The organism is Martinezella lusitana, from assembly GCF_900094565.1.
Lineage (GTDB): Bacteria > Pseudomonadota > Alphaproteobacteria > Rhizobiales > Rhizobiaceae > Rhizobium > Rhizobium lusitanum.
In genome coordinates, this window is sequence record NZ_FMAF01000014.1 from 127,565 (window position 1) to 151,236 (window position 23,672).

Consider the following 23,672-nt stretch of genomic DNA (forward strand, 5'->3'; position numbering starts at 1 on the left):
ATATGAGCAAACACATTACTCCGGCCGAAGCCGCCGCCCTGATCCCCGATGGAGCCATCGTCTCGGTCTCATCGTCAAGCGGTCTTGGCTGCCCCGATCTGATGCTGAAGGCGATCGGCGAGCGCTTCGATGAGACGGGGCATCCGCGCAATCTCACGACGCTGCATCCGATCGCGGCAGGCGACATGAGCGGCATTAGGGGTGTCGACCATATCGCCAAGAAAGGCCTGCTCAAGCGCATCATCGGCGGCTCCTATCCGTCCGGACCGTCCACCGCCGAACCGCCGCTCATCTGGCAGATGATCACGGATAACCAAATTCCCGCCTACAATATCCCGTCGGGCATCCTCTTCGATATGCATCGGGAAGCCGCCGCCAAGCGTCCCGGAGTCTTGACCAAGGTGGGAATCGAGACCTTCGTCGATCCCAAGCGTCAGGGCTGCGCGATGAATGCCGCCGCGAGCGAAGAGCCGGTTGTCAAGCGCGTGTCCTTCGAAGGCGATGAATGGCTGTATTTTCCTGCTATCGTTCCGCAGGTCGCGATCATTCGCGCGACGACGGCGGACGAGCGCGGCAATCTCACCTACGAGCACGAGGGCGCCTATCTGGGTGGTCTGGACCAGGCGCTTGCCGCACGCAACAATGGCGGCATCGTCATTGCCCAGGTCAAGCGGATCACCAAGGAAGGTTCGCTGAAGCCGCATGATGTTCGCGTTCCCGGAATGCTGGTCGACTATGTGATCGTCGATCCCGAGCAGAAGCAGACGACCCAGACCTTGTACGATCCGGCGATCTCAGGCGAGATTTTTCGTCCGCTCGACACGTTCCGCGTTCCTGAATTCAACATCCAGAAGGTAATCGCGCGACGCGTGGCGCAGGAACTGCAGGCCGGTAGTTGCGTCAATCTCGGCTTCGGCATCTCGGCAAATGTGCCGCGCATCCTGCTGGAAGAGGGGCTGCATGGGGCGGTCACCTGGGTCATCGAGCAAGGTGCCGTCGGTGGCGTTCCGCTCCTCGATTTTGCTTTCGGCTGCGCATCCAACGCCGATGCCTATATGCCGTCCCCCTATCAGTTCACCTATTTCCAGGGCGCCGGTTTCGACGCTTCGCTCCTGTCCTTCCTCGAGATCGGCCGGGACGGATCCGTCAACGTTTCGAAACTGTCCTTCCGGCCGCATGTGACGGCCGGAGCCGGCGGCTTTGTCGATATCACCGCCCGCGCCAGGAAAATCGTCTTCTCCGGCATGTTCAATGCGGGCGCCAAGATCGCGGTCGCCAACGGCAGGCTGGTCATCGAGAAGGAAGGCAAGCTCAAGAAATTGGTGAACGAAGTCGAGCATGTCACCTTCTCCGGCAAGCGGGCAGTCGAGCAGGGTCAGGACATTACCTATGTCACCGAACGCTGCGTGATGAAGCTGACGTCGGCCGGCATCGTACTGACCGAGATCGCGCCGGGCATCGATCTGCAGACACATATTCTCGAGCAATCCGAATTCCCGCTCACCGTGGCAGCGGATCTCAAGGTGATGGACGCCGGACTCTTTGCGGAAGGCAATATCGGCCTTTCCCTGCCGAAGAAAGACGCCCGCGTTCTGGAGGGGACGTTCCATGGCTAGCGGCACGGTGAAGGTCGAGATAGACGGGCACATCGCAGTCATGACGGTCTCGCGGCCGGAAAAGCTCAATGCTCTCGATCTGGATATGTTGAAGGCACTCGGCAATGCTGCCGATGAAGTCGAGGCAAACGGCGCCGTTCGGGTCGCGATTTTGACGGGCGAGGGCAAGGGCTTCTCGGCGGGCGGCGACATCAAGGCCTGGGGCGGAATGGAACCGCAGGAGTTCGGACACGCCTGGGTTCGATACGGCCATCGCGTTTTCGAAAGACTGGCGACCCTTCGCGTTCCGCTGATCGCGGCTCTTAACGGCCATGCCCTTGGCGGCGGCCTGGAGCTTGCCGGCGTGGCGGATATCAGGATCGCCGAGGAGCACATCAAGATCGGATTGCCCGAGACGGGCCTCGGCATGGTGCCGGGCTGGTCCGGCACGCAGCGCCTCGTCAAACGCTTCGGCGCACAAGTCGTTCGCCGTATGGCGCTCGGTGGAGAAATCTTCACGGCCGAGGAGGCGCGTAATCTGGGCGTCGTCGATGCGGTCACCCCGAGCGGCAACGCTGTCGCCGCGGCCAAGGATTATGCGCAGCGCGTGGCCGCGCGCGGACCTGCTGCATTGGAAATCGTGAAGCTGCTGGTCGCTTCGGCAAACGGCGAGGACAACGGCACCGCCGTCGAGGCGCTGGGGTCTATACTCGCCGCCAAGACAGGCGATCTGAAAGAGGGCGTCGCTTCCTTCAGCGAAAAGCGCCCGGCACAGTTCAAGGGAGAATGGTGATGACGATTCCGGTGAAGCCAAAGGCGCTGAGCTCTCATGAGGCGCGGGATTTCAAAATGCTGATCGACGGCCGGTGGCAGGCAGGCGATGCCAGGCCGATCGAGCGCATCGCCCCGAGCCACGGCGTCGTGGTCAGCCGCTTTCCGGCCGGCAGCAAGGCGGACGCCGAACGGGCGATCGCGGCCGCCCGCAAGGCGTTCGACAATGGTCCCTGGCCGCGAATGACGGCCTCCGAGCGATCAGCTGTTCTTCTGAGGGCCGCCGATCTTATCGCGGCGCGGTCAGAAGAGCTTGCCTATCTCGATGCGATAGAGGCCGGCAAACCGATCAGCCAGGTGCGCGGCGAGATCGCCGGCTCCGTTGATATCTGGCGCTATGCGGCGGCACTCGCGCGCGATCTGCATGGCGAAAGCTACAATACGCTCGGCGAGGGAACACTCGGTGTCGTTCTGCGCGAGGCGATCGGCGTCGTCTCCATCATCACCCCCTGGAACTTCCCGTTCCTGATCGTCGGTCAGAAGCTTCCCTTCGCCCTGGCGGCCGGCTGCACGACAGTTGTCAAGCCATCCGAACTGACGTCGGGCTCGACGCTTGTCCTCGGCGAGATCCTGCAGGAGGCGGGCGTGCCGGACGGCGTGGTCAATATCGTCACAGGAACCGGCCCCGAGGTCGGCGCCGTCATGACATCCCATCCCGACGTTGACATGGTGTCCTTCACCGGTTCCACCGGCGTCGGCAAGCTCACCATGACCAATGCGGCACAGACGTTGAAGAAGGTTTCGCTCGAGCTCGGCGGCAAGAACCCGCAGATCGTCTTCCCGGACGCCGATCTGGACGCCTTCATCGATGCCGCCGTTTTCGGCGCCTATTTCAATGCCGGCGAATGCTGCAATGCCGGCTCTCGACTGATCCTGCACAAGAGCATTGCATCCGAAGTCGTCAAGCGCGTCGCCAATCTCACGCAGAATGTGAGGGTCGGCGATCCGCTGGATCCCAGCACGCAAGTGGGCGCGATCATAACGCCGCAACACTTTGACAAGATTGCCGGTTACGTCGCCAAGGCAAGGGACGGCGGTGCGGACGTGGCGCACGGCGGCGGCACTCTCGACCTTGGCATGGGGCAATTCATGGCGCCGACAATCCTGTCCGGTGTGACGCCGGATATGGCGGTTGCGCGCGAGGAAGTCTTCGGACCCGTTCTGTCGGTACTGACCTTCGAGACGACCGCCGAGGCGATAGAAATCGCGAATTCGATCGACTACGGCCTGTCGGCCGGCGTCTGGAGCCGTGACTTCGATACTTGCCTGACAATCGGCAGAAGAGTCCGTGCAGGAACCGTCTGGATGAACACGTTCATGGATGGTACCCCTGAGCTTCCGTTCGGCGGCTACAAGCAGTCCGGGCTCGGGCGCGAGCTCGGCCGCCACGCGGTGGAGGATTATACGGAGACCAAGACACTCAACATGCACGTCGGCAGCCGCACCAGCTGGTGGATGCCGCAGAAGGAAAAGCTGGCCTAGCCAGCGGAAGACTACGCCTGAGGAGGGCGGGGAATAGATGCGAGAATGGGTCTCGCATCTAAAAATTGCAAAACTGGGAGGTTTTAAATGCGTAAGTTTTTGACGACGACTGCAATGATCGCACTTGCAGTCGCGGGTGCCGGCGCGTCCGCTCGCGCCGCTGATGTAAAAGAGGTGCAGATGCTGCACTGGTGGACATCCGGCGGCGAGGCTGCGGCGCTGAACGTGCTCAAGCAGGATCTTTCCAAGGAGGGATATGCCTGGAAGGATGTTCCGGTCGCCGGCGGCGGCGGTGACGCGGCCATGACGGCACTCAAGGCCATGGTTGCTGCCGGAAACTATCCGACGGCTTCGCAGATGCTGGGCTATACCGTGCTCGACTACGCCCAGGAAGGCGTCATGGGCGACCTGACCGCGACGGCCAAGAAGGAAGGCTGGGACAAGTCGGTTCCGAAGGCTCTGCAGAAGTTCGCCGTCTATAACGGCAAGTGGGTCGCAGCTCCGGTCAACGTTCACTCCGTCAACTGGCTCTGGATCAACAAGGCTGTCATGGACAAGATCGGCGGTAAGCAGCCGAAGACCTTTGCCGAGTTGATCGCGCTTCTGGACAAGGCAAAGGCGGCCGGCGTCGTTCCGCTCGCGCTCGGCGGCCAGAACTGGCAGGAAGCGACGATGTTCGACTCGATCGTCCTTTCGACCGGCGGCCCGGAATTCTACAAGAAGGCCTTCAACGACCTCGACGAGGCCTCGCTGAAGTCCGACACGATGAAGAAGTCCTTCGACAACCTCGCCACGATCGTCAAATACGTCGACCCGAACTTCTCCGGCCGTGACTGGAACCTTGCGACCGCGATGGTCATAAAGGGTGACGCGCTCGTTCAGGTCATGGGCGATTGGGCCAAGGGCGAATTCGTCGCCGCCAAGAAAACCCCGGGGACAGACTACCTGTGCTACCGCTTCCCTGGCACGGAAGGCAGCGTGATCTACAACTCCGACATGTTCGGCATGTTCAACGTTCCTGCCGACCGCAAGGCCGCTCAGGTAGCACTTGCGACCGCAACGCTGTCGAAGAGCTTCCAGTCGGCCTTCAACGTCGTCAAGGGATCGGTTCCCGCCCGCACCGACGTTCCGGACACCGCCTTCGACGCCTGCGGCAAGAAGGGCATCGCCGACCTGAAGGCCGCCAACGAAGGCGGCACGCTGTTCGGCTCGCTGGCCCAGGGTTACGGCGCTCCGCCGGCGATCGCCAATGCCTACAAGGACGTGGTCTCAAAGTTCGTCCACGGCCAGATCAAGACGTCTGACGAGGCCGTCAAGCAGCTCGTTCAGGCGATCGACGACGCCCGCTGATCGGGTCGAGAACGGCTTCCCCGCCCTGGCGGGGAAGCCTCCGATAGCGAGCATATCATTGGGAGGAGATGGACCTCATGAGCTCAGTTGCTACCACGGAACCGGTGTCGGCGCGGCGGCCCGCGGTTTCTCTACGCGCGCGCCTGCAAGATGCCCTGCCGAAGATCGTTCTTGCGCCGAGCTTCGCGATCACGCTTGTCTTCGTCTACGGCTTCATTCTCTGGACCGTCTATCTGTCCTTCACCAACTCCAAGACCTTTCCGTCCTATGCGTTGACCGGCCCGCGCGCCTATCAGCGGCTCTGGCGCTGGACGTTCGAAAGCGATCCGCCCTCGTCCTGGTATACCTCGATCGTCAATATGGGGATCTTCGGCTTCCTCTATATCTTCATCTGCCTGGCGCTTGGCCTGCTGCTGGCGATCCTGCTCGATCAGAAGATCCGCGGCGAGGGCGTGCTCAGGCCGATCTTTCTTTATCCGATGGCGCTTTCCTTCATCGTGACGGGTGTTGCCTGGAAATGGTTCCTGGACCCGGGTCTAGGCCTCGAGCAGACCTTGCATCAGTTCGGCTGGACGAGCTTCCATTTCGACTGGATCAAGAACAAGGATTTCGTCATCTACACCGTCGTCATCGCCGGTGTCTGGCAGGCGTCCGGCTTCATCATGGCGATGTCCCTCGCCGGTCTGCGCGGCATCGACAGCGAGATCATGAAGGCGGCGCAGATCGATGGCGCCTCGCCCTTCCAGCTCTACCGTCGCATCATCATTCCGCTGCTAAGGCCGGTATTCCTGTCCGCTTTCATCGTGCTCGCGCACATGGCGATCAAATCCTACGACCTTGTGGTGGCGCTGACATCGGGCGGCCCCGGCGGCTCGGCCTGGCTGCCCTCCAACTTCATGTATGAATATACCTTCAAGCGCAATGAAATGGCCGTTGGTTCGGCCAGCGCCGTGATCATGCTGATGACCATCTCGGCGATCATCGTTCCCTATCTCTACTCCGAACTGAAGGAGAAGGCGCGATGAGCTCCGTTGTTTCTCCTGCCGTCGGGCTGGCGCATGGCGGCAATCGCGGCCGATGGATCGGCCGTGTCGTGATCTACGGCCTGCTGCTGCTCTTTGCTCTCTTCTATCTCGCGCCGCTCTTCGTGATGCTGGTCACCTCGTTCAAGACCATGGACGAGATCCAGAACGGCAACATGCTGGCCCTGCCGCAGTCTCCCACCTTCGACCCATGGCTGAAGGCATGGGGCGAAGCCTGCGTCGGCCTCACCTGCGCCGGCATCAAGGGCTATTTCTGGAATTCCATCAAGATGGTCGTGCCGGCGGTGGCGATCTCGACGATCTTCGGCGCCTTGAACGGCTACGTGCTGACCAAGTGGCGCTTTCCGGGCCATACGCTGGTGTTCGGCTTGATGCTGTTTGCCTGCTTCATCCCGTTCCAGTCGGTGCTGCTGCCGATGGCGACGATCCTCGGCGCTCTCGGGCGCTTCGGCGTGACGCTGCAGGATGCGACGGGTTTCAGCTTCGGCTTCGGCAATTCGACGGTCAACCTGGTCTTCGTTCACGTCGTCTACGGTCTCGGCTTCACCACGCTGTTCTTCCGGAACTACTATGAAGCCTTCCCGACCGAACTGGTGCGGGCAGCGCAGGTCGATGGCGCGAGCTTCTTCCAGATCTTCCGCCGCATCATGCTGCCGAATTCCCTGCCGATCATCGTCGTGACGGTCATCTACCAGTTCACCAACATCTGGAACGACTTCCTGTTCGCCTCGGCCTATGCGGGAACCGGTGATTCCATGCCGATGACGGTGGCGCTCAACAATGTCGTCAACACCTCGACCGGCGTGGTCGAATACAACGTCAACATGGCCGCCGCCATGATTGCCGCCGTCCCCACGCTCATCGTCTACATACTCGCTGGCCGCTACTTCGTGCGCGGTCTGATGGCGGGCGCTGTCAAAGGATAATCGCTATGGCTTTTCTTGAAATTTCCGGACTGAAGAAGCGCTATGGCGCACTCGATATCCTGAAAGGCATCGACCTCGAGCTTGAGAAGGGTGGCTTTCTGGTTCTCGTGGGACCGTCCGGTTGCGGCAAGTCCACGCTGCTCAATACCATCGCCGGCCTGGAGGCGATCAGCGAGGGTGACATCCGCGTCGACGGGCGTTCCATCGCCGGTCTGCATCCCTCCAAGCGCGACATCGCCATGGTGTTCCAGAGCTATGCGCTCTATCCGAACATGACGGTGGCCGGCAACATCGCCTTCGGCATGGAGATGCGCGGCGTGCCCGCCGAAGAGCGCAAGAAGGCGATCGACGAGGTCGCCAAGGTCCTGCAGATCAGTCATCTGCTCGATCGGAAGCCGAGCCAGCTCTCGGGCGGCCAGCGCCAGCGTGTCGCCATGGGCCGCGCCCTGGTGCGCGATCCCAAGCTGTTCCTCTTCGACGAGCCGCTGTCCAATCTCGATGCCAAGCTTCGCGTCGATATGCGCACGGAGATCAAGCGCCTGCACGCGCGGATGAAGACGACCATCGTTTATGTGACGCATGACCAGATCGAAGCCATGACGCTGGCGACAAAGATCGCCGTTCTCAAGGACGGCGTTCTGCAGCAGTTCGGCTCGCCGGCGGAAATCTACAACAATCCGGCCAATATGTTCGTCGCCGACTTCATGGGATCGCCCGCCATGAACCTGCTTTCCGGAACGATCGAGAAGGGAAACACCGGGCTTTCCGTCTCGCTTGCGCGCGCGGATGGCGAGCCGATCAGACTGCCGATCGCTGCGGGCCGCGAGCAGCTGGAGGCGCATGCCGGACGTGCGATCGTCTTCGGCATTCGCCCCGAGGCGCTGACCGATCCGGACGGCGCCGATCGCAATGCGAAGACGGTGGCCGAAAATGATTGCCTGATCGAGGTGGTCGAGCCGGCGGGCTCCGACACATTCGCCGTCATCAAGCTCGGCGGCAAGGAGGTCGTCGCCCGGCTGCGTGCGGATGCACGCATCCAGGCAGGCCAGCACGCACGCCTCGCCTTCAATCTCGACAAGGCTGTTTTCTTCGATCCGCAAAGCCAGATGCGGATTGCGTGAGACGGCATCAGAGATATCGACATGAGCAAAACACCTGACATCGTCATCATAGGTTCGGGCGTCGGTGGCTCGACGGTCGCGGCCGGACTGGCGGCGACGGGAGCCGAGATCCTGATCCTCGAGGTCGGCGATCATATCGCCGATCGTCCCGAAAACCGGGACCAGAGGGCGATCTTTCAACGGGGCCATTTTCGCCCGAAGGAGACCTGGTACGAGGCCGGCGGCGCCGGCTTCAATCCGGGAAACTATTACAATGTCGGTGGCAATTCAAAGTTCTATGGGGCGGTCCTCGTCCGTTACCGCAGGGAAGACTTCGAGGAGATACAGCATCGCGAGGGTGTGTCTCCCGCCTGGCCGTTCTCCTATGACGTGCTGGAACCCTGGTACAGCCGCGCCGAGCGCATGTATCAGGTTCGGGGACGCCTCGGCGAGGATCCGACCGAACCAAATCATTCGCTCGGCTATGATTTCCCGCCGGTTCCCGACGAGGCGCCAATCGCCGACGTCAGGGCGCGGCTGAAGGAAAAGGGCCTCCATCCCTATTCTCTGCCGTTGGGCATCGATCTCGAGGCCTGGCTTGCCAAGGCCAAGACGCCCTGGGATGCCCATCCGAATTCGCATGACGGCAAGATGGATGCTGAAACGGTGGCCCTTGCCGTTGCCCTGAAGCACGGCAATGTCCGCCTTCAGACGGGTGCGCGGGTAACAAGGCTCGAAGCTGCGGCGGACGGCAGGATCGCCAGCGTTGTCTACCAGATGAACGGTGAGCAGATCAGGCTTTCACCCAAGCTCGTCATCCTGTCCGCCGGCGCGGTGCAATCGGCGGTGCTTCTCTTGCGCTCGGCCAATGACCGGCACCCGAAAGGGCTGGCGAATTCGTCCGACCAGGTCGGACGGAACTTCATGAACCACAATTCCTCGGCGGTGATCGGCGTGTCGCCGACCTATCGCAACACCTCCGTCTACCAGAAGACCTTCGGCTTCAATGATTTTTATCTCTCCGACGGAAATGGCGGCCCGCCCCTCGGCAATGTTCAGCTGTTGGGCAGGATTTCCGCCAAGGTACTCAAGGGTTCGCTGCCGAAGGTGCCGGAGTGGGTGCTCGGACAGATGACGAACCGGGCGATCGATTTCTATGCGATGAGCGAGGATATGCCGAACCCGGAAAGCCGTGTCATGATCGATGGCGATCGCATCGTCCTGCAATGGCAGCGCACCAACTGGGACGCCCATCTCGCACTGGTCGCCAAGCTCAAGGACATACTGAAATCCATCGGTTTTCCGCTCGTGCTCTCGCGTCCCTTCGACAAGCGTACGCCGTCCCATCAATGCGGCACGGTCCGGATCGGCAATGATCCGGCGAGCGCACCGCTCGACATCTATTGCCGTGCCTATGACCATCCGAACCTCTTTGTGGTCGACGCGAGCTTCCTGCCGACCTCGGCAGCCGTGAACCCAGCGCTCACAGTTGCCAGTCAGGCTCTGCGCGTCGCCGATCACATCGCATCCAAGGACCTGAACGCATGACAGACAAGGTTGAACGGCCGGTCGCGGTCATCACCGGAGGACGGAGGGGCATTGGCCTCGGCATAGCGACCGCGCTCGCAAAGGCCGGTTACAGCATCGTCATTACCGGCATCGGACCCGAGGAGACCGCTGACGAGGTGATCACCGGGCTCAAGGCTCTTGGCGGTGATGCATTCTACATTCAGTCCGATCTGTCCGATGTCGGAAAGCATGACGCAACCGTCCACGCCATTCTGGGGCGCTTTGGCCGCATCGATTGCCTCGTCAACAATGCCGGCATGGCCGCGGTCGTGCGCGGCGATTTTCTCGAGCTGCTGCCCGAGAATTTCGATGCGATCCTGGCGACCAATCTCAAGGGCACCGTTTTCTTCACCCAGGCTGTGGTCAAGGCGATGCTGGTGTCAGGCAGTCGCTCGCACCCGCGCTCGATCATTAACATCACGTCCGTATCGGCGGAGGCGAGCTCACCCGAACGACTGGATTACTGCATCAGCAAGGCCGGGCTTGCCGCCTTTTCGCAAGGGCTCGCCTTGCGTTTCGCCGAATCCGGCATCGCCGTCTTCGAAGTCCGCCCCGGCATCATCCGCACGGACATGACCGCAGGCGTCAGCTCCAAATACGACACTCTGATCGAGGGCGGGCTGGTGCCGATGAAACGGTGGGGCGAAGCAGAGGACATCGGCAGGATCTGCGCCGCGCTCGCCTCCGGCGACTTCGCTTTCGCCACCGGCACGGTGATCGATGCGGATGGCGGTCTGTCCATTCCCCGTTTGTAGACAGGATTTGAGATATGCGTTTCGACTATATCATTACCGGCGCTGGACCGGCGGGATGCGTTCTGGCCAATCGGCTGAGCGAAGACCCGGATGTCAACGTGCTGCTGCTGGAGGCGGGAGGCGGAGACTGGAACCCGCTCTTCCATATGCCGGCAGGCTTTGCCAAGATGACCAAGGGAGTGGCCAGCTGGGGCTGGGAGACGGTACCCCAGAAACACATGAAGGGCAGGGTTCTTCGCTATACGCAAGCCAAGGTCATCGGCGGCGGTTCGTCGATCAACGCACAGCTCTACACGCGCGGCAACGCGGTGGACTACGATCTATGGGCCAGCGAGGACGGCTGCGAAGGCTGGGACTATCGTTCCATCCTTCCCTATTTCAAGCGCGCCGAAGACAATCAGCGTTTTGCGGATGATTATCACTCCTATGGCGGGCCGCTCGGCGTCTCCATGCCGGTTTCCGCCTTGCCGATTTGTGATGCTTATATTCGTGCCGGCCAGGAACTCGGCATTCCCTACAACCATGATTTCAACGGCCGCCAACAGGCCGGCGTCGGCTTCTATCAGCTGACGCAGCGCAATCGCCGCCGCTCCTCCGCCTCGCTCGCCTATCTTTCACCCATCAAGCAGCGGAAGAACCTGACGGTCAGAACCGGCGCGCGCGTGGCACGCATTGTCCTCGAAGGGGCGCGGGCTGTCGGTGTCGAAATCGCGTCGCAACAAGGGTCGGAGATCGTGCGGGCGGAGCGGGAGGTCATCGTTTCCTCAGGTGCGATCGGCTCGCCCAAGCTGCTGCTGCAATCCGGTATCGGCCCCGCCGATCACTTGCGATCGGTCGGCGTGAAGGTCCTGCACGACCTTCCGGGCGTTGGCGGGAACCTGCAGGATCATCTCGATCTCTTCGTGATCGCGGAGTGCACCGGCGACCATACCTATGACGGCGTGGCAAAACTCCACAGGACGCTGTGGGCCGGGCTCGAATATATGCTGTTCAGGACGGGGCCCGTGGCGTCTTCCCTCTTCGAGACAGGCGGCTTCTGGTATGCCGATCCCGAGGCGCGTTCTCCCGACATCCAGTTTCACCTCGGCCTCGGCTCGGGGATCGAAGCGGGCGTCGAGCGCCTCAAGAATGCCGGCGTCACGCTGAATTCAGCCTATCTTCATCCCCGATCCAGGGGGACGGTCCGGCTCTCCTCATCGGACCCCGCCGCCGCTCCATTGATCGATCCGAACTACTGGTCGGATCCTCACGACAGGGCGATGTCGCTGGAGGGGTTGAAGGTTGCGCGCGAGATCATGCAGCAGGCGGCCCTCAAGCCGTTCGTGCTTGCCGAGCGCCTTCCAGGCCCGAAGGTCGTCACCGACGAACAGCTTTTCGATTATGGCTGCGCCAATGCCAAGACCGACCACCATCCGGTCGGCACCTGCAAGATGGGCACCGGTCCGGATGCCGTTGTCGGCCTTGACCTGAAGGTTCGTGGATTGGAAGGGCTGCGGGTCTGCGATTCCTCTGTCATGCCGCGCGTTCCCTCCTGCAACACCAATGCACCCACGATCATGGTCGGCGAGAAGGGCGCGGATATCATTCGAGAGCTTCCGCCGCTCCCGGCGCAGATTTTTGCCCATGAGCGAAACGACGCGCGCCCGAGGGCGCGTGTCGCTATCCGTTAGGCAAAACGGTTGTTGTGAACGGGCGGGTTTCGGGACGAGTTGCTTGATATCCGCGAGTGATCCGCCACGGGTGTCAGGCTTCGATCCGCCGCCGCTTCCCGCCGAGCAGGCGCAGTGCGTTCATGGTGACCAACACCGTCGCTCCGGTATCGGCGAGGATCGCCGGCCAGAGACCGGTGACGCCGACGATCGTCGTGACTAGGAAAACACCCTTCAGGCCGAGAGCGATGGTGATGTTCTGGCCTATATTGCTCATCGTCCGCTTCGAAAGGTCGATCATCTCGATGACGTCGCCGACGCGGCCATGCAACACGGCGGCGTCGGCCGTTTCGAGCGCGACGTCGGTTCCGCCGCCCATGGCAATGCCGACGTCGGCGGCGGCGAGCGCAGGCGCGTCATTGATGCCGTCGCCGACCTTGGCGACCCTAAGGCCCTGGCGTTTCAGCTCGCCGACGATGCGCTGCTTGTCTTCAGGCAGCAGCTCCGCCTTGACCTCGATGCCGAGCGTCTTGCCGATGGCCTGCGCAGTGCGCCTGTTATCGCCGGTCAACATGATCGTCTTGATGCCGGCATCCGCAAGTGCCTTCAGGCCCGCCGCGGCATCGGCCCGCGGTTCGTCGCGCATTGCCAGCAGGCCGGCGGCCACGCCCCTGACCACCAGAACGGAGACGGTCTTTCCCTCGTCGTTGAGTTCGGCGATCCGTGCCGATTGTTCCGGGGCAAGGGAAACTCTGTCGGCGGCCGCCTGCGGCGAACCGAGGAAGACCTCGATGCCGTCAACCGTGCCGCTCACGCCCTTGCCGCCGATCGCCTTTGCATCGATGACCGACGGCACTTCCGTACCGTCCGCGGCGGCGCGATCGAGGATCGCCCGGGCGAGCGGATGGTTCGAGCCGGTTTCGAGAGCCGCCGCCAATCGCAGCACCTCTGCGTCGCCCCTGCCGAGGCCGACGATATCCGTGACCTTGGGCTTGCCCTCCGTCAGCGTGCCTGTCTTGTCGAAGGCGACTGCGGTCACCTTGCCGATATTCTCCAGCACGGCGCCACCCTTGAGGAGCAGACCGCGTCTGGCGCCTGATGACAGCGAGGCCGCGATTGCCGCCGGCGTCGAGATGACGAGGGCGCAGGGGCAGCCGATCAGCAGGATGGCCAGGCCCTTGTAGACCCATTCGCCCCAGTTGCCGCCCAGCAGAAGCGGCGGGACGACGGCGACGAGCGCGCCGACAACGACGACGCCCGGCGTGTAATAGCGCGAGAAGCGGTCGATGAAGCGCTCGGTCGGCGCCTTCGATTCCTGCGCCTCCTCGACCAGCTTGACCACGCGGGCGATCGTGTTGTCGGCAGCGGCCGCCGTGACGCGAATGCGCAGCGCCGCATCGCCGTTGACGGTACCGGCAAAGACGGTCGCATCGGCCCCCTTGCGCACGGGCGTGCTCTCACCGGTGACGGGCGCTTCGTCGATGGCGCTTTCGCCAGACAGGATCGTGCCGTCGGCGGGAATTCGGTCCCCCGGGCGTACCAGGATGACGGCACCGACGGACAGGCTCTCCGCCTGTACTTCGCGGGTCTTGCCGTTCTCCTCGACGAGGGCGGTTTTGGGAACCAGCTCCGTCAGCGATTGAATGCTGGCACGGGCCTTGCCGGCCGCAACGCCTTCCAGCAGCTCGCCGATCAGGAAGAGGAAGACAACGGTTGCTGCTTCCTCGCTGGCGCCGATGATAACAGCGCCGATCGCCGCGATCGTCATCAGCATCTCAATCGAGAACGGCGTTCCGACCATCGCGGCCATGAAGGCGCGCCGGGCAATCGGCAACAAGCCCACAAGCATGGCGGCGGTGAAGATCCAGCCCTCCAGTCCAGGCACGAGTTTGCCAATGGCCCAGGCCACGGCAAGTGCGATGCCGCTGGCGATCGTCAATCGGCCCTTTGCAGATTTCCACCATGGTCCGATGTTCGGCCCATGATCGTGTCCATGGAGACCGGCAACGGTCGCCGCGTGCCCATGTGCGTCGTGGCTGTGTCCCGGATGAGCATGCTCGTGGCTTCCGGTTCCACGATCGCCGTGGCCATGGTCATGATTGTGATCTTTGTGATCATGGCCTTGTGCCTGGTGATCATGATGGTCGTGGCCACAGCCGCAGGCATGGCTTTCGTCTTCCTTGGCCGCAGGCGCGCTATTTTGAGGAAGCGGAATGATCTTGTAACCCAGTCCCGTCACGCGCTTGGCAATTGCCGGCGCGAGAGTGTCATCGCCCTGATGTTTGACTGTCATCGTGCCTGCCGTGACCGATACGGAAACGTCTTCAACGCCCTGCAGGCGACGAACGGCCGTGTCGATCTTCGCAGCGCAGGAAGCGCAGTCCATGCCATCGACGCGATAGCGGCTCTGTTGTGTTGTCGAAGTCATATTCGGGTTCCAGATTGGGTCGTGGAACCATTGCTACATCCTCTAGTAACTAGAGGGACAAGAGCATTTTTATGGAATTTTCGCGGTGGCCGCTTGCTGTCGGCGGCAATCTATCGGCATGGAGTGCGGCTATGCAGTCTCAGCGCCGCTGCTGCAACTGACCCGCGCGCGTGCAGCAGCTGGACACGCTCCGCAACGAGACGCATGTTTCGAGGCGAAGTGTTTGAATTTACTCGCCGGCTATCTCACCGAACGCTTTGCGGCCAGGGGCGACTCATGGAGTGGGAATGGTTGCTCGTGCAAGGAGCCGGTGGCCGATCCGGGAACCGGCGGGCGGCGAGCGCTGCCTGAAAGCTACGGTTTCAATAGAACCTTGCCTGCCTTGCCCGGTGTCAGCGAGGACTTTACCGCCTGGGCGATCTCCGTGATATCATAGGCCGCTTCCACCGGCAGCTTGACATCACCTGATGCGACGCGCGCGATGAGTTCTTCGATCAGCCGGCGGCGCTCGTCGGCGGACATGGCGGCGCTAATCTTGCTGCCCCAGAACCCCTTGATCGTCAGCTGTTTGAAGATGACGGCGCCGGATGCGATCTGCATCGGCTTGCCGGCTGCTGTGCCGAAGGAAACCAGGAGGCCGTTCTCGCCCAAGAGGTCGGCAAGGTCGTTGCTCGCCACGCCTCCGACGGAATCGACGGCGGCACGGATCGGTGCGTCGCCAATGATGGCGCGCACCTTGGCCTTCCAATCCGGAGAGGCGGTCGAGACCGCATTCTCGATGCCGAACGCGGCCAGCTCGTCTACGCCGGCATCCCGCCGGACGAGATTGACCGCGTGTACGCCGCGACTATGCGCCAGCATGGCCAGGGTCTTGCCGACTGCTCCGTTCGCTGCATTCTGGATGATCCAATCGCCACGGCCGACATCGAGGAACTCCAGAAGCGCAATAGCACTGAATGGCATGGCAATGAGTTGGGCGGCGGCCTCGTCGGTGATGACATCGGGCACGGGAACGAGGCTTGCAGCGGGCGCGATGAATTGCTCGGCCCAGGTTCCATGGACACCGGCCGCAACGACGCGCTTGCCGACCAGCGTCACATCGACGCCAGCGCCGACAGCATCGACGATACCCACCGCCTCGCTGCCGCCGATGGCGGGCAAGACCGGCTTGTAGCCGTAGGCGCCGCGGACGGTCCAAAGGTCATGATTGTGAATGGGCGACAGAATGGTGCGAATCCGCACGCTTCCCGCAGCAGGTTCGGGAAGGGGCATGTCGGCGAGGCGAAGGACCGTGGTAGGATCGCCGAAGACATCATGGATGGCACTACGCATTCTGTTTTCCTTGTATGTTCATGTGCTGGTCCGGGCCTGGATCAAAGGCTGCCGGGTAGGGAAAGTGCTTGCTCGGTGGCAAGCATTGCCTGGTCGAGCGGTGTCTTGTCCTTTCCAAGCTTGGCCAGGATCGCTGCACCAAGCCACAGGCTGTAAAGCGACCGGGCCATCTTTTCCGGGACGCATGAAGGCGCGATGGAACCATCGTCGCGACCCTCGGTGATTGTTTTGGTAATGCGCCGGATGAGATCCTCGACGCCGCCGAGCAGGATCACACGCATGCCTTCGGAAAGGTCGGAGATCTCCGCTGCGAGTTTCACGACGAGGCAGCGATCCGCGAGGCTGGCCGCATGATCGTCGGAAACCCATGCACGCCAATAGTGCATCAGCCTTTGACGGCCATTGCCCTTCCAGCCGAACAGAGCGTCGAGCCGCTCTGCATAGTCGGTGCAATATTCCTTCAGCAGGGCGCAGCCGAAGGCTTCCTTGGACGCAAAATAATAATAGAACGATCCCTTCGGCACTGCACTTTGCTCGAGCAGTTCCTTCAGGCCAACGCCGCCAAAACCCTTTCGCAGGACCAGTTCTCGCCCGATCGCGAGGATGTGGTTGCGCGTCAGATCAGATTTCGTTCTGGTGGTCATGATCCGTGCGTAACAAATAATCGACCGGTCGTCTACGACGCCGGGATTCTTTGCCCGTCATATCAGCGAAAGTGCTGCCAGCGAGAGGATCAGTGCCGGAAACATCACGACGATGCCGAGCTTCAGAAAGACCCATGCGCCCATATGAAGGCCTTCGCGACGCAGGGCAGCGAGCCACAGGATCGTGGCGAGCGAACCGGTCACCGACAGGTTGGGACCGAGATCGACGCCGATCAATACTGCACCTGCTATGGCGTCCGGAACATGGGCCGCCTGTACTGCGCTGCCGGCGAAAAGGCCTGCCGGCAGGTTGTTGACGAGATTGGAGACGATCGCGACGGCAAGGCCCGCCGCGCCGACTGCCTGCCCCTGGGATTGAGCCGCAAGCGAAGCCAGCTTGCCGGACAAAAGAGCGGTCAAGCCGGTATGATTGACCGCCTCGACGATCACGAACAGCCCCGCAACGAGAGGCAGCACGCTCCAGCTGATGCCGCGGATGGTCTCGACCGGGCTCTGCCGGGTGAGCGCGAGGACGAGGATGGTCGTGGTGACGCCGGCGGCGAATGTCGGGATCCCGAGATCGACGTTCATTGCCGATGCCCCGATCAGAATAACGGCTGTCGCCACAAGTCCCCATCCGGCCAGCCGGGCGCTGTGCGAAAGGGCGGGTTCCTCGACGCTGCGTGCGATGCTGTCCTCCGCCAATGCGCGTCTTTGCGTCCAGTAGAGACAGGCGAAGGTCACGACGATCGAGACGATCGACGGCAACATGAAGGTCTGCATCCACCGCGATAGGGGCGGCATCTCGCCACCGGCGAAGATGACGAGGTTGGCCGGGTTGGAGATAGGCAGCACGAAGCTGGCGGCATTGGCGATGAAGGCGCAGATCAATAGGTAGGGCATGGGGTCCTTGACCCGGGCCGCGCGGCAGGCCGCGTAGACGGCGGGTGTCAGGACGACGGCGGTCGCATCGTTCGAGAGAAACACGGTCACGACAACGCCAACGACATAGACGAGCAGAAACAGCCGCCGAGGCGAGCCTTTGGCATGCGAGGTGGCGATCGCCGCCACCCAATCGAACAATCCTTCCCGCCGGGCAAGCTCCGACAGGAGCATCATGCCGATCAGGAACAGATAGACATCGAAGCCCTTGGACACGCCGGCCCACACGTCTGCCGGCCCGATAAGCCGGAAGGCAAGCAGGAGCGCCGCGCCGAACACGGCCCAGACCGCTTCCGGCCATCGGAACGGACGTGTGACGACCCCTATGGCGGTCAGGCCGGCGATGCTCCAGGTGATGGCGGCTTCGGTCATATAGATCGTCTTGGATAGGTGACGGGAGCGGGTATGTAACACTGTTGAACGGCAGCGCAAGCGGTCACTATGGCGTCGCTCAACAGAAGCGGTCAGAATCATGTGGCGCGACGGAGCGCTACGTCTGCTTCCCTTTGCCCTTTGTTGTTGCGCTATGGTCGGATTTCTCGGCTCGATCGATGAGAACGGAACATTCGGCGTGCCGGGTGACGTACTCGACCGTTGAACCGAATATGCGGTCGAGGATATCGGACGCATGAGTTGCCAGGACGATCAAATCAGCCTTCTTCTCCTTGGCGACGATTAACAAGGTTTTCGATGCAGTCCCCATGCGTACGTCGATGGAGGCGATTATACCGAGACGCTTACAGAGTGCATTGAGCTTTTCCTCGGCTTCCCCGATGACGGAGACCGCCCATTTATCCGGGCTCTCGTCTCCGGAAGGAGAGCGTTCGATGACATGCACGATGGTCAACTCGCCGCCCGGCGTCAGGAGAGCCTGAGACGTGCGCAACAAACGTTCGGCGCGCTCGCGTGATCCGAGCCCTATCGCACAAATGATTTTCGCATACATCTCAATCTCCATAAAATGCGTCGATACCGGGCGGTCGCCTAAGCCGGCCCGCAAGTTCTCCGTCAACTCTCGCTTGCGCAAACCGATCCGTACCCAACACATCGATAACGACGGCGCCCGTCAAGTCTTGTATCGGGAATGATGCGGAGCAATACACAGCCGCGCTTTGGGATTGAAGGAAATCGCGTTGAACAGCCTGTACGAATAGTCGAAATGCCTCGTTCTGCGTCAATCTGCCCTCTTTGTGGCGGTGCCCTGCGACATCCTGCGCTTTTGTGCAGTGCAAAAAATGCACTAGTACTATTTCGCGAACAACTTGCCATGGCAGCAACCCATCGGCGAGCCGGCGTCGCTATTCTGGCGCTGACAAGGAGCGGAAAGCCAGTCATATTAGTTGGGCTACGATATCATCGGTTGCAGCAAGTGTGTTCCGGGTTCGGCGATTGGCCCTTCTTGAGGGCATGGAATTGGAAAGGGCAGGCTAGCGTGAGTGTTTCCTCTACCGGCGATGGAATGTTGGAAAGACGAGAGGCTGGTGGCCCAAGCATGTCTGCAAGCGCCGATGCTCGTGGTGCAGCCGCCCGCCGGTCCGCGGAACGGCTCGCCGGTTTGGGCTTTGCGTCGGCTTTGCTCTGCTTATCTTCTCTGGTGTGGATAGGGCAGGCCGCCATGCTCGCCGTTGGCGTGGGAGCGATCAGCGAAGGTGGTGGGGTGTCGGATCTGACGATACCCGCTGCCATCGTCTTGGGCCTTGGCATCCTGCGTGCCGCCCTGGATGCGGCTGGCGGGCGGCTGGCTTTCCAGGCGGCACGCCGGGAGCTGACCGCGCATCGTTCGGCTGCAACGGCAGCACTCGCACTCCGCTCGCCCCTGGATAGCGCCAGGCCCGCATCCGGTCTGGCGGCGAGCATGCTGGGTGAGCAGGCCGAAGCGATTGTTCCTTATCTCCAGCGATTTCGTCCCGCACGCTTGAAGGCAAGCGTGGTGCCGCTCGTCATGTTCGTCTGCATCCTGCCGATTTCCTGGGTAGCGGCCGTGATCCTCGCTCTCTGCGCACCGCTGATCCCGATCTTCATGGCGTTGATCGGCTGGCGTGCCAAAGCCGCCAGCGAGAAACAGCTCGCCGAGACCGGCGGCATCAACGCTTTTCTGCTCGACCGGCTGCGCGGACTTGCCACCATTCGCGCTCTCGGTGCTGTCGATGCGACGGCGCTGCGATTGCGTGGGGACGCGGAGTCGTTGCGGGTTCGCACCATGGCGGTGTTGAGAATCGCCTTCCTGTCGTCGGCGGTATTGGAATTTTTCTCCGCTCTCGGCGTTGCAGCGATGGCCGTCTATGTCGGCTTCAGCCTACTCGGCTCGATCGACATCGGCACTTGGGATGGTCGCCTGACATTGACGCAGGGGCTCTTCATTCTTCTGCTCGCACCCGCCTTCTTCGAGCCGTTGCGTGAATTGTCGGCAGTCTGGCACGACCGGGCAGCCGGAGAAGCGGCCCTTGCGGCGCTGAAGGATCTGGCATCGTCGCAACAAACGATTCTCGGCGGCAGCGATGCGAAGCCGTGCATATCCACCGGCCCTGCCTCGGTCGAGATCCAAGGTCTGGTCTTCCGCCATGGTGCGGAGCGGAGGGCTGTCATCGATCATTTCGATCTCTCCGTCGCTCCAGGCGAACATATCGCTCTATGGGGCGCCAGCGGCTCCGGCAAGACGACCATTCTGTCGCTGATTGCCGGCCTGGCGCCGCATGAAGCCGGCGTGATTCGTGTCGGCGGCATTCCGCTGCGGGATGATACGGCGGATGGCTTGCGCCGGCGAATGGCGTGGATCGGGCAGTCGCCTCATGTGTTCGCTGGTAGTGTCATAGGGAATATTGCGCTGGGACGAACCGGCATCGATGGTCATGCGGTTGCAAATGCCCTCCGGAATGTGGCGCTCGACGAGGTCTTTACTGCCGAGAGGGTTGCAGCGGTCGGAGAGGGCGGTCTCGGTCTTTCCGGCGGCGAGGCATTGAGGCTGGCGCTTGCCCGGATGATGGTCGGCGAACACGCCGACATCATCCTTGCCGACGAGCCGACTGCCCATCTCGATGCGCAAACGGCGGCTGCCGTGACGGATGCGCTGCTTGCGCTTGCCAAGGGCCGTGTGCTGATCGTCGCCACACATGATCCGGTGCTGGCAGGACGTCTCGGCCGTGTCGTTCGTCTGGAGGCACCGGCGCGGAGGGTGGCTGCATGAGACGCTCTCTCTCTATCCTTCTTCCGGTCATCAGGCTGTTCTCGGTCGAGCGCGGCGCGAGCCTTGGTCTCGGCGCCGGCCTGTCGGCACTGGCAACGCTTGCCGGTACTGCGCTGCTCGGACTATCCGGCTGGTTCATCACCGCCTCGGCCTTTGCCGGCCTGACGGTCACCAGCGCCATGGTCTTCGACGTCTTTGCGCCTTCCGCCGGCATACGCCTGCTTGCGATCGGCCGCACGGCGGCTCGCTATGGCGAGAGAATCGTGACGCATGATGCGACGCTCAAGGTGCTCGCAGCGCTGCGTGAGCGGCTGTTTCGCGGCTGGGCGCAGCCGGCTGCCGCCGCAGCGATGATGCGCCGGCCGGCAAAGCTGCTCTTCCGCTTGACGAACGATGTCGATGCGCTCGATTCGCTCTATCTGCGCGTGCTGGTGCCGGCCGGCGTTGCCGTCCTTGCCGCTTTCGCGGTCATGATCGCGCTCTGTTTCATCGATCCGCTGTTTGGTGGCCTGGCGGGACTGTGGCTTGTTGCCATCTGTCTTGGCCTTTCGCTCGCGGCGGGACAGTTTGCGTTGAAGCCGGGGCGGCGTCGCGTCCATGCCATGGAAGCCTTGCGCGCCCGGAGCATCGATCTCGTCGCCGGCCAGACGGACCTTGCAATGGTCGGGCGGTTGCAGGCGCAACGGGTGGCCATTGCCGTGGCCGATCAACGGCTGGCGCAGGCCGACGATGCCCTCAACCGGATCGACACCGCTGTCGCTGCAGGCTTTTCGCTGGCCTCCACATTACTTTTGACAGCAACGCTCCTGACCGTCGCCCTGCTTGCCAAGCAGGGAACGATTGGAACGCCTGCCGCCGCTTTCGCACTGCTGGTCGCTTTCGCCGCCACGGAGCCCTTTGCGGCCATGCGTCGTGGTGCCCTTGAACTCGGGCGGACGTTGCTTGCCGCCAAACGCATTGCGCCCCGGCTGGCGCCGGTTTCTGCTGCGCCGGGGATTATCGGGCCGGACGCGGAGCATGCCTTCCAGATGGCAGGTGTCGTCGTCGGGCATCAAGGCACGGCGCTGCCGGTCCTGCGCGATCTATCCCTGTCGCTGGCGGTCGGTGAACGGTTGGCCATCGTCGGCCCGAGCGGTGTCGGCAAGTCGACATTGCTGGCGCTGCTCGCAGGCGAGATCGCTGCAACCAATGGCACGGTTGCCTCTCTGCCGGCGGCGACGCTGACACAGCGCAGCGAGCTGTTTCAGGACACGGTGCGCGACAATCTGCGGCTGGCGGATCCGCATGCGGACGATAGCCGGCTGCGCCGCGCGCTCGCCACCGCCGGTTTGCTCGAGGATATCGAAGCCTTGCCGCGCGGCCTTTCGAGCCGTCTCGGCGAAGGCGGCAGCGGCCTGTCCGGCGGACAATCGCGCCGGCTGGCGCTTGCAAGGCTTTTGTTGCGCGACACGCCCCTGTGGCTGCTCGATGAGCCGACGGAAGGCCTCGATGCCGGCACGGCTCGCGCGGTGCTTGTACGGCTGGTTTCGGCGGCCGCCGCGCGCAGCCTTGTCATTGCCACGCACATCCGCCGCGAGGCCGATATCGCCGATCGCATCGTGCTCCTGGACGGCGGTCGTATCGCCGCCACAGCGCTGCGCGGCACACCGGAATTCGACATGCTCCTCGACCGGCTCCGGCCGGACTGAGGGGCAAAGTAGCATGCCCGCGGCGCGTCGGATGGCGCCGCATTCCTGTCAGACACACCGTAGGGGGTGGGAGAAAGACTATGGAACTTGATATCGTGGCGCTATCGCGTCTGCAGTTTGCCATGACGGCGCTGTATCACTTCTTGTTCGTGCCGCTGACACTCGGCCTGTCCGTGCTGCTTGCCATCATGGAAACGACCTATGTCATGACCGGGCGGCAGATCTGGCGGCAGATGACGAAGTTCTGGGGGACGCTGTTCGGCATCAATTTCGTGCTCGGTGTCGCCACAGGCATCGTGATGGAATTCCAGTTCGGCATGAACTGGAGCTACTACAGCTATTATGTCGGCGATATTTTCGGGGCACCGCTGGCGATCGAAGGCCTGATGGCCTTCTTCCTGGAGGCGACCTTTGTCGGCCTGTTCTTCTTCGGCTGGGACAAGCTGTCGAAGGTCGGCCATCTGGTGGCCACCTGGGCTGTCGCGCTCGGCTCGAACTTCTCGGCACTGTGGATCCTGATCGCCAATGGCTGGATGCAGAACCCTGTGGGGTCGGCGCTCAATCCGCAGACCATGCGCATGGAGATCACCAGCTTCTTCGATGTCGTCTTCAATCCGGTCGCCCAGGCGAAATTCGTCCACACCGTTTCGGCAGGCTACGTCTGTGCCTCGGTCTTCGTGCTTGGCGTCTCGGCCTGGTACATGCTGAAAGGCCGGCATATCGAGATCGCCAAGCGCTCGATGACGGTCGCGGCCTCCTTCGGTCTCGCCTCGGCACTGTCGGTCGTCGTCCTTGGCGACGAGAGCGGTTATCTGACGACCGAGCATCAGAAGATGAAGCTCGCGGCGATCGAGGGCATGTGGACGACCGAGCCGGCGCCGGCTGCCTTCACCGCCTTCGGCTTCCCGGACCAGGAAGCGCGCGAGACCCATTATGCCGTGCATATTCCCTGGGTCATGGGCCTGATCGGCACGCGGTCGCTGACGACGGAGATCTCCGGCATCGACACGCTCGAGAAGCAAGCGGAGACCCGCATCCGCGACGGCATCAAGGCCTATGACGCGCTGATGAAGATCCGCGCGGCAAAGCCGGTGGCCGCCGGTACGGCAGTACAGGACCCGGCCGCCGAGCAGGCACGTTCCTCCTTCGCGGAT

At 62.4% G+C, this 23,672-nt stretch carries 18 protein-coding genes; 13 read left to right on the forward strand and 5 right to left on the reverse strand.

All coding sequences use genetic code 11. The features are described from left to right. Window positions 1–2 precede the first annotated feature (2 nt). The 10 genes from GA0061101_RS24270 to GA0061101_RS24315 all read left to right on the forward strand — a co-directional run bounded on the left by GA0061101_RS24270 (window position 3) and on the right by GA0061101_RS24315 (window position 12,321). Window positions 3–1,616, forward strand: a complete 1,614-nt coding sequence (locus tag GA0061101_RS24270; RefSeq protein WP_037197761.1) for an acyl CoA:acetate/3-ketoacid CoA transferase — start codon at window positions 3–5, stop codon at window positions 1,614–1,616. Continuing rightward, window positions 1,609–2,388, forward strand: a complete 780-nt coding sequence (locus tag GA0061101_RS24275; RefSeq protein WP_037197711.1) for an enoyl-CoA hydratase/isomerase family protein — start codon at window positions 1,609–1,611, stop codon at window positions 2,386–2,388. Before GA0061101_RS24270 ends, GA0061101_RS24275 begins: the two co-directional genes overlap by 8 nt. Next, a complete protein-coding gene (locus tag GA0061101_RS24280) occupies window positions 2,388–3,908 on the forward strand; it encodes an aldehyde dehydrogenase family protein (protein WP_037197712.1) in 1,521 nt (506 codons plus the stop codon). The genes GA0061101_RS24275 and GA0061101_RS24280 overlap by 1 nt, the downstream gene beginning before the upstream one ends. Window positions 3,909–3,995: 87 nt before the next feature. Next, window positions 3,996–5,258 (forward strand): ABC transporter substrate-binding protein, encoded by a 1,263-nt coding sequence (locus tag GA0061101_RS24285; RefSeq protein ID WP_037197714.1) that lies wholly within the window; start codon window positions 3,996–3,998, stop codon window positions 5,256–5,258. A 77-nt stretch (window positions 5,259–5,335) separates the two neighbouring features. Beyond that, window positions 5,336–6,283, forward strand: a complete 948-nt coding sequence (locus tag GA0061101_RS24290) for a carbohydrate ABC transporter permease (RefSeq protein WP_092575242.1) — start codon at window positions 5,336–5,338, stop codon at window positions 6,281–6,283. Continuing rightward, window positions 6,280–7,227, forward strand: coding sequence for a carbohydrate ABC transporter permease (locus GA0061101_RS24295; RefSeq protein ID WP_037197716.1), 948 nt, complete (start codon window positions 6,280–6,282; stop codon window positions 7,225–7,227). Before GA0061101_RS24290 ends, GA0061101_RS24295 begins: the two co-directional genes overlap by 4 nt. A gap of 5 nt (window positions 7,228–7,232) precedes the next feature. Continuing rightward, window positions 7,233–8,348, forward strand: coding sequence for an ABC transporter ATP-binding protein (locus tag GA0061101_RS24300; RefSeq protein WP_037197717.1), 1,116 nt, complete (start codon window positions 7,233–7,235; stop codon window positions 8,346–8,348). A 21-nt stretch (window positions 8,349–8,369) separates the two neighbouring features. Beyond that, the gene (locus GA0061101_RS24305) at window positions 8,370–9,875 is read left to right on the forward strand and encodes a GMC oxidoreductase (RefSeq protein WP_037197719.1); all 1,506 of its coding nucleotides are present in this window, start codon (window positions 8,370–8,372) and stop codon (window positions 9,873–9,875) included. Beyond that, window positions 9,872–10,651: a 3-ketoacyl-ACP reductase gene (locus tag GA0061101_RS24310; RefSeq protein ID WP_037197720.1), complete on the forward strand. Its 780-nt coding sequence runs from the start codon at window positions 9,872–9,874 to the stop codon at window positions 10,649–10,651. The genes GA0061101_RS24305 and GA0061101_RS24310 overlap by 4 nt, the downstream gene beginning before the upstream one ends. A gap of 14 nt (window positions 10,652–10,665) precedes the next feature. After that, window positions 10,666–12,321, forward strand: coding sequence for a GMC family oxidoreductase (locus tag GA0061101_RS24315; protein ID WP_047559177.1), 1,656 nt, complete (start codon window positions 10,666–10,668; stop codon window positions 12,319–12,321). 73 nt (window positions 12,322–12,394) lie between these two features. On the opposite strand, the gene GA0061101_RS24320 is transcribed toward GA0061101_RS24315, so the two are convergent. The 5 genes from GA0061101_RS24320 to GA0061101_RS24340 all read right to left on the reverse strand — a co-directional run bounded on the left by GA0061101_RS24320 (window position 12,395) and on the right by GA0061101_RS24340 (window position 18,592). Beyond that, entirely contained in the window at window positions 12,395–14,728 is a 2,334-nt protein-coding gene (locus GA0061101_RS24320; protein WP_092575235.1) for a heavy metal translocating P-type ATPase, read from the reverse strand. Window positions 14,729–15,082: 354 nt separating this feature from the next. Continuing rightward, the gene (locus GA0061101_RS24325; RefSeq protein WP_037197723.1) at window positions 15,083–16,060 is read right to left on the reverse strand and encodes a zinc-binding dehydrogenase; all 978 of its coding nucleotides are present in this window, start codon (window positions 16,058–16,060) and stop codon (window positions 15,083–15,085) included. Window positions 16,061–16,101: 41 nt separating this feature from the next. Then, the gene (locus GA0061101_RS24330) at window positions 16,102–16,704 is read right to left on the reverse strand and encodes a TetR/AcrR family transcriptional regulator (protein ID WP_037197724.1); all 603 of its coding nucleotides are present in this window, start codon (window positions 16,702–16,704) and stop codon (window positions 16,102–16,104) included. Between the two features lie 57 nt (window positions 16,705–16,761). Next, window positions 16,762–18,018, reverse strand: coding sequence for an arsenic transporter (locus GA0061101_RS24335; RefSeq protein WP_037197726.1), 1,257 nt, complete (start codon window positions 18,016–18,018; stop codon window positions 16,762–16,764). Window positions 18,019–18,136: 118 nt separating this feature from the next. Then, entirely contained in the window at window positions 18,137–18,592 is a 456-nt protein-coding gene (locus tag GA0061101_RS24340) for a universal stress protein (RefSeq protein WP_037197727.1), read from the reverse strand. A gap of 546 nt (window positions 18,593–19,138) precedes the next feature. Between GA0061101_RS24340 and cydD the strand changes: the two genes are divergently transcribed. From cydD to GA0061101_RS24360, 3 genes are all read left to right on the forward strand, one after another. Then, complete coding sequence (cydD, locus tag GA0061101_RS24350) at window positions 19,139–20,830, forward strand: thiol reductant ABC exporter subunit CydD (protein ID WP_245297561.1); 1,692 nt, start codon at window positions 19,139–19,141, stop codon at window positions 20,828–20,830. Then, a complete protein-coding gene (locus GA0061101_RS24355) occupies window positions 20,827–22,518 on the forward strand; it encodes an amino acid ABC transporter ATP-binding/permease protein (RefSeq protein WP_037197731.1) in 1,692 nt (563 codons plus the stop codon). Before cydD ends, GA0061101_RS24355 begins: the two co-directional genes overlap by 4 nt. 80 nt (window positions 22,519–22,598) lie before the next feature. Further along, window positions 22,599–23,672 (forward strand): cytochrome ubiquinol oxidase subunit I (locus tag GA0061101_RS24360; RefSeq protein WP_245297562.1); only part of this gene is annotated, 1,074 nt, incomplete at its 3' end.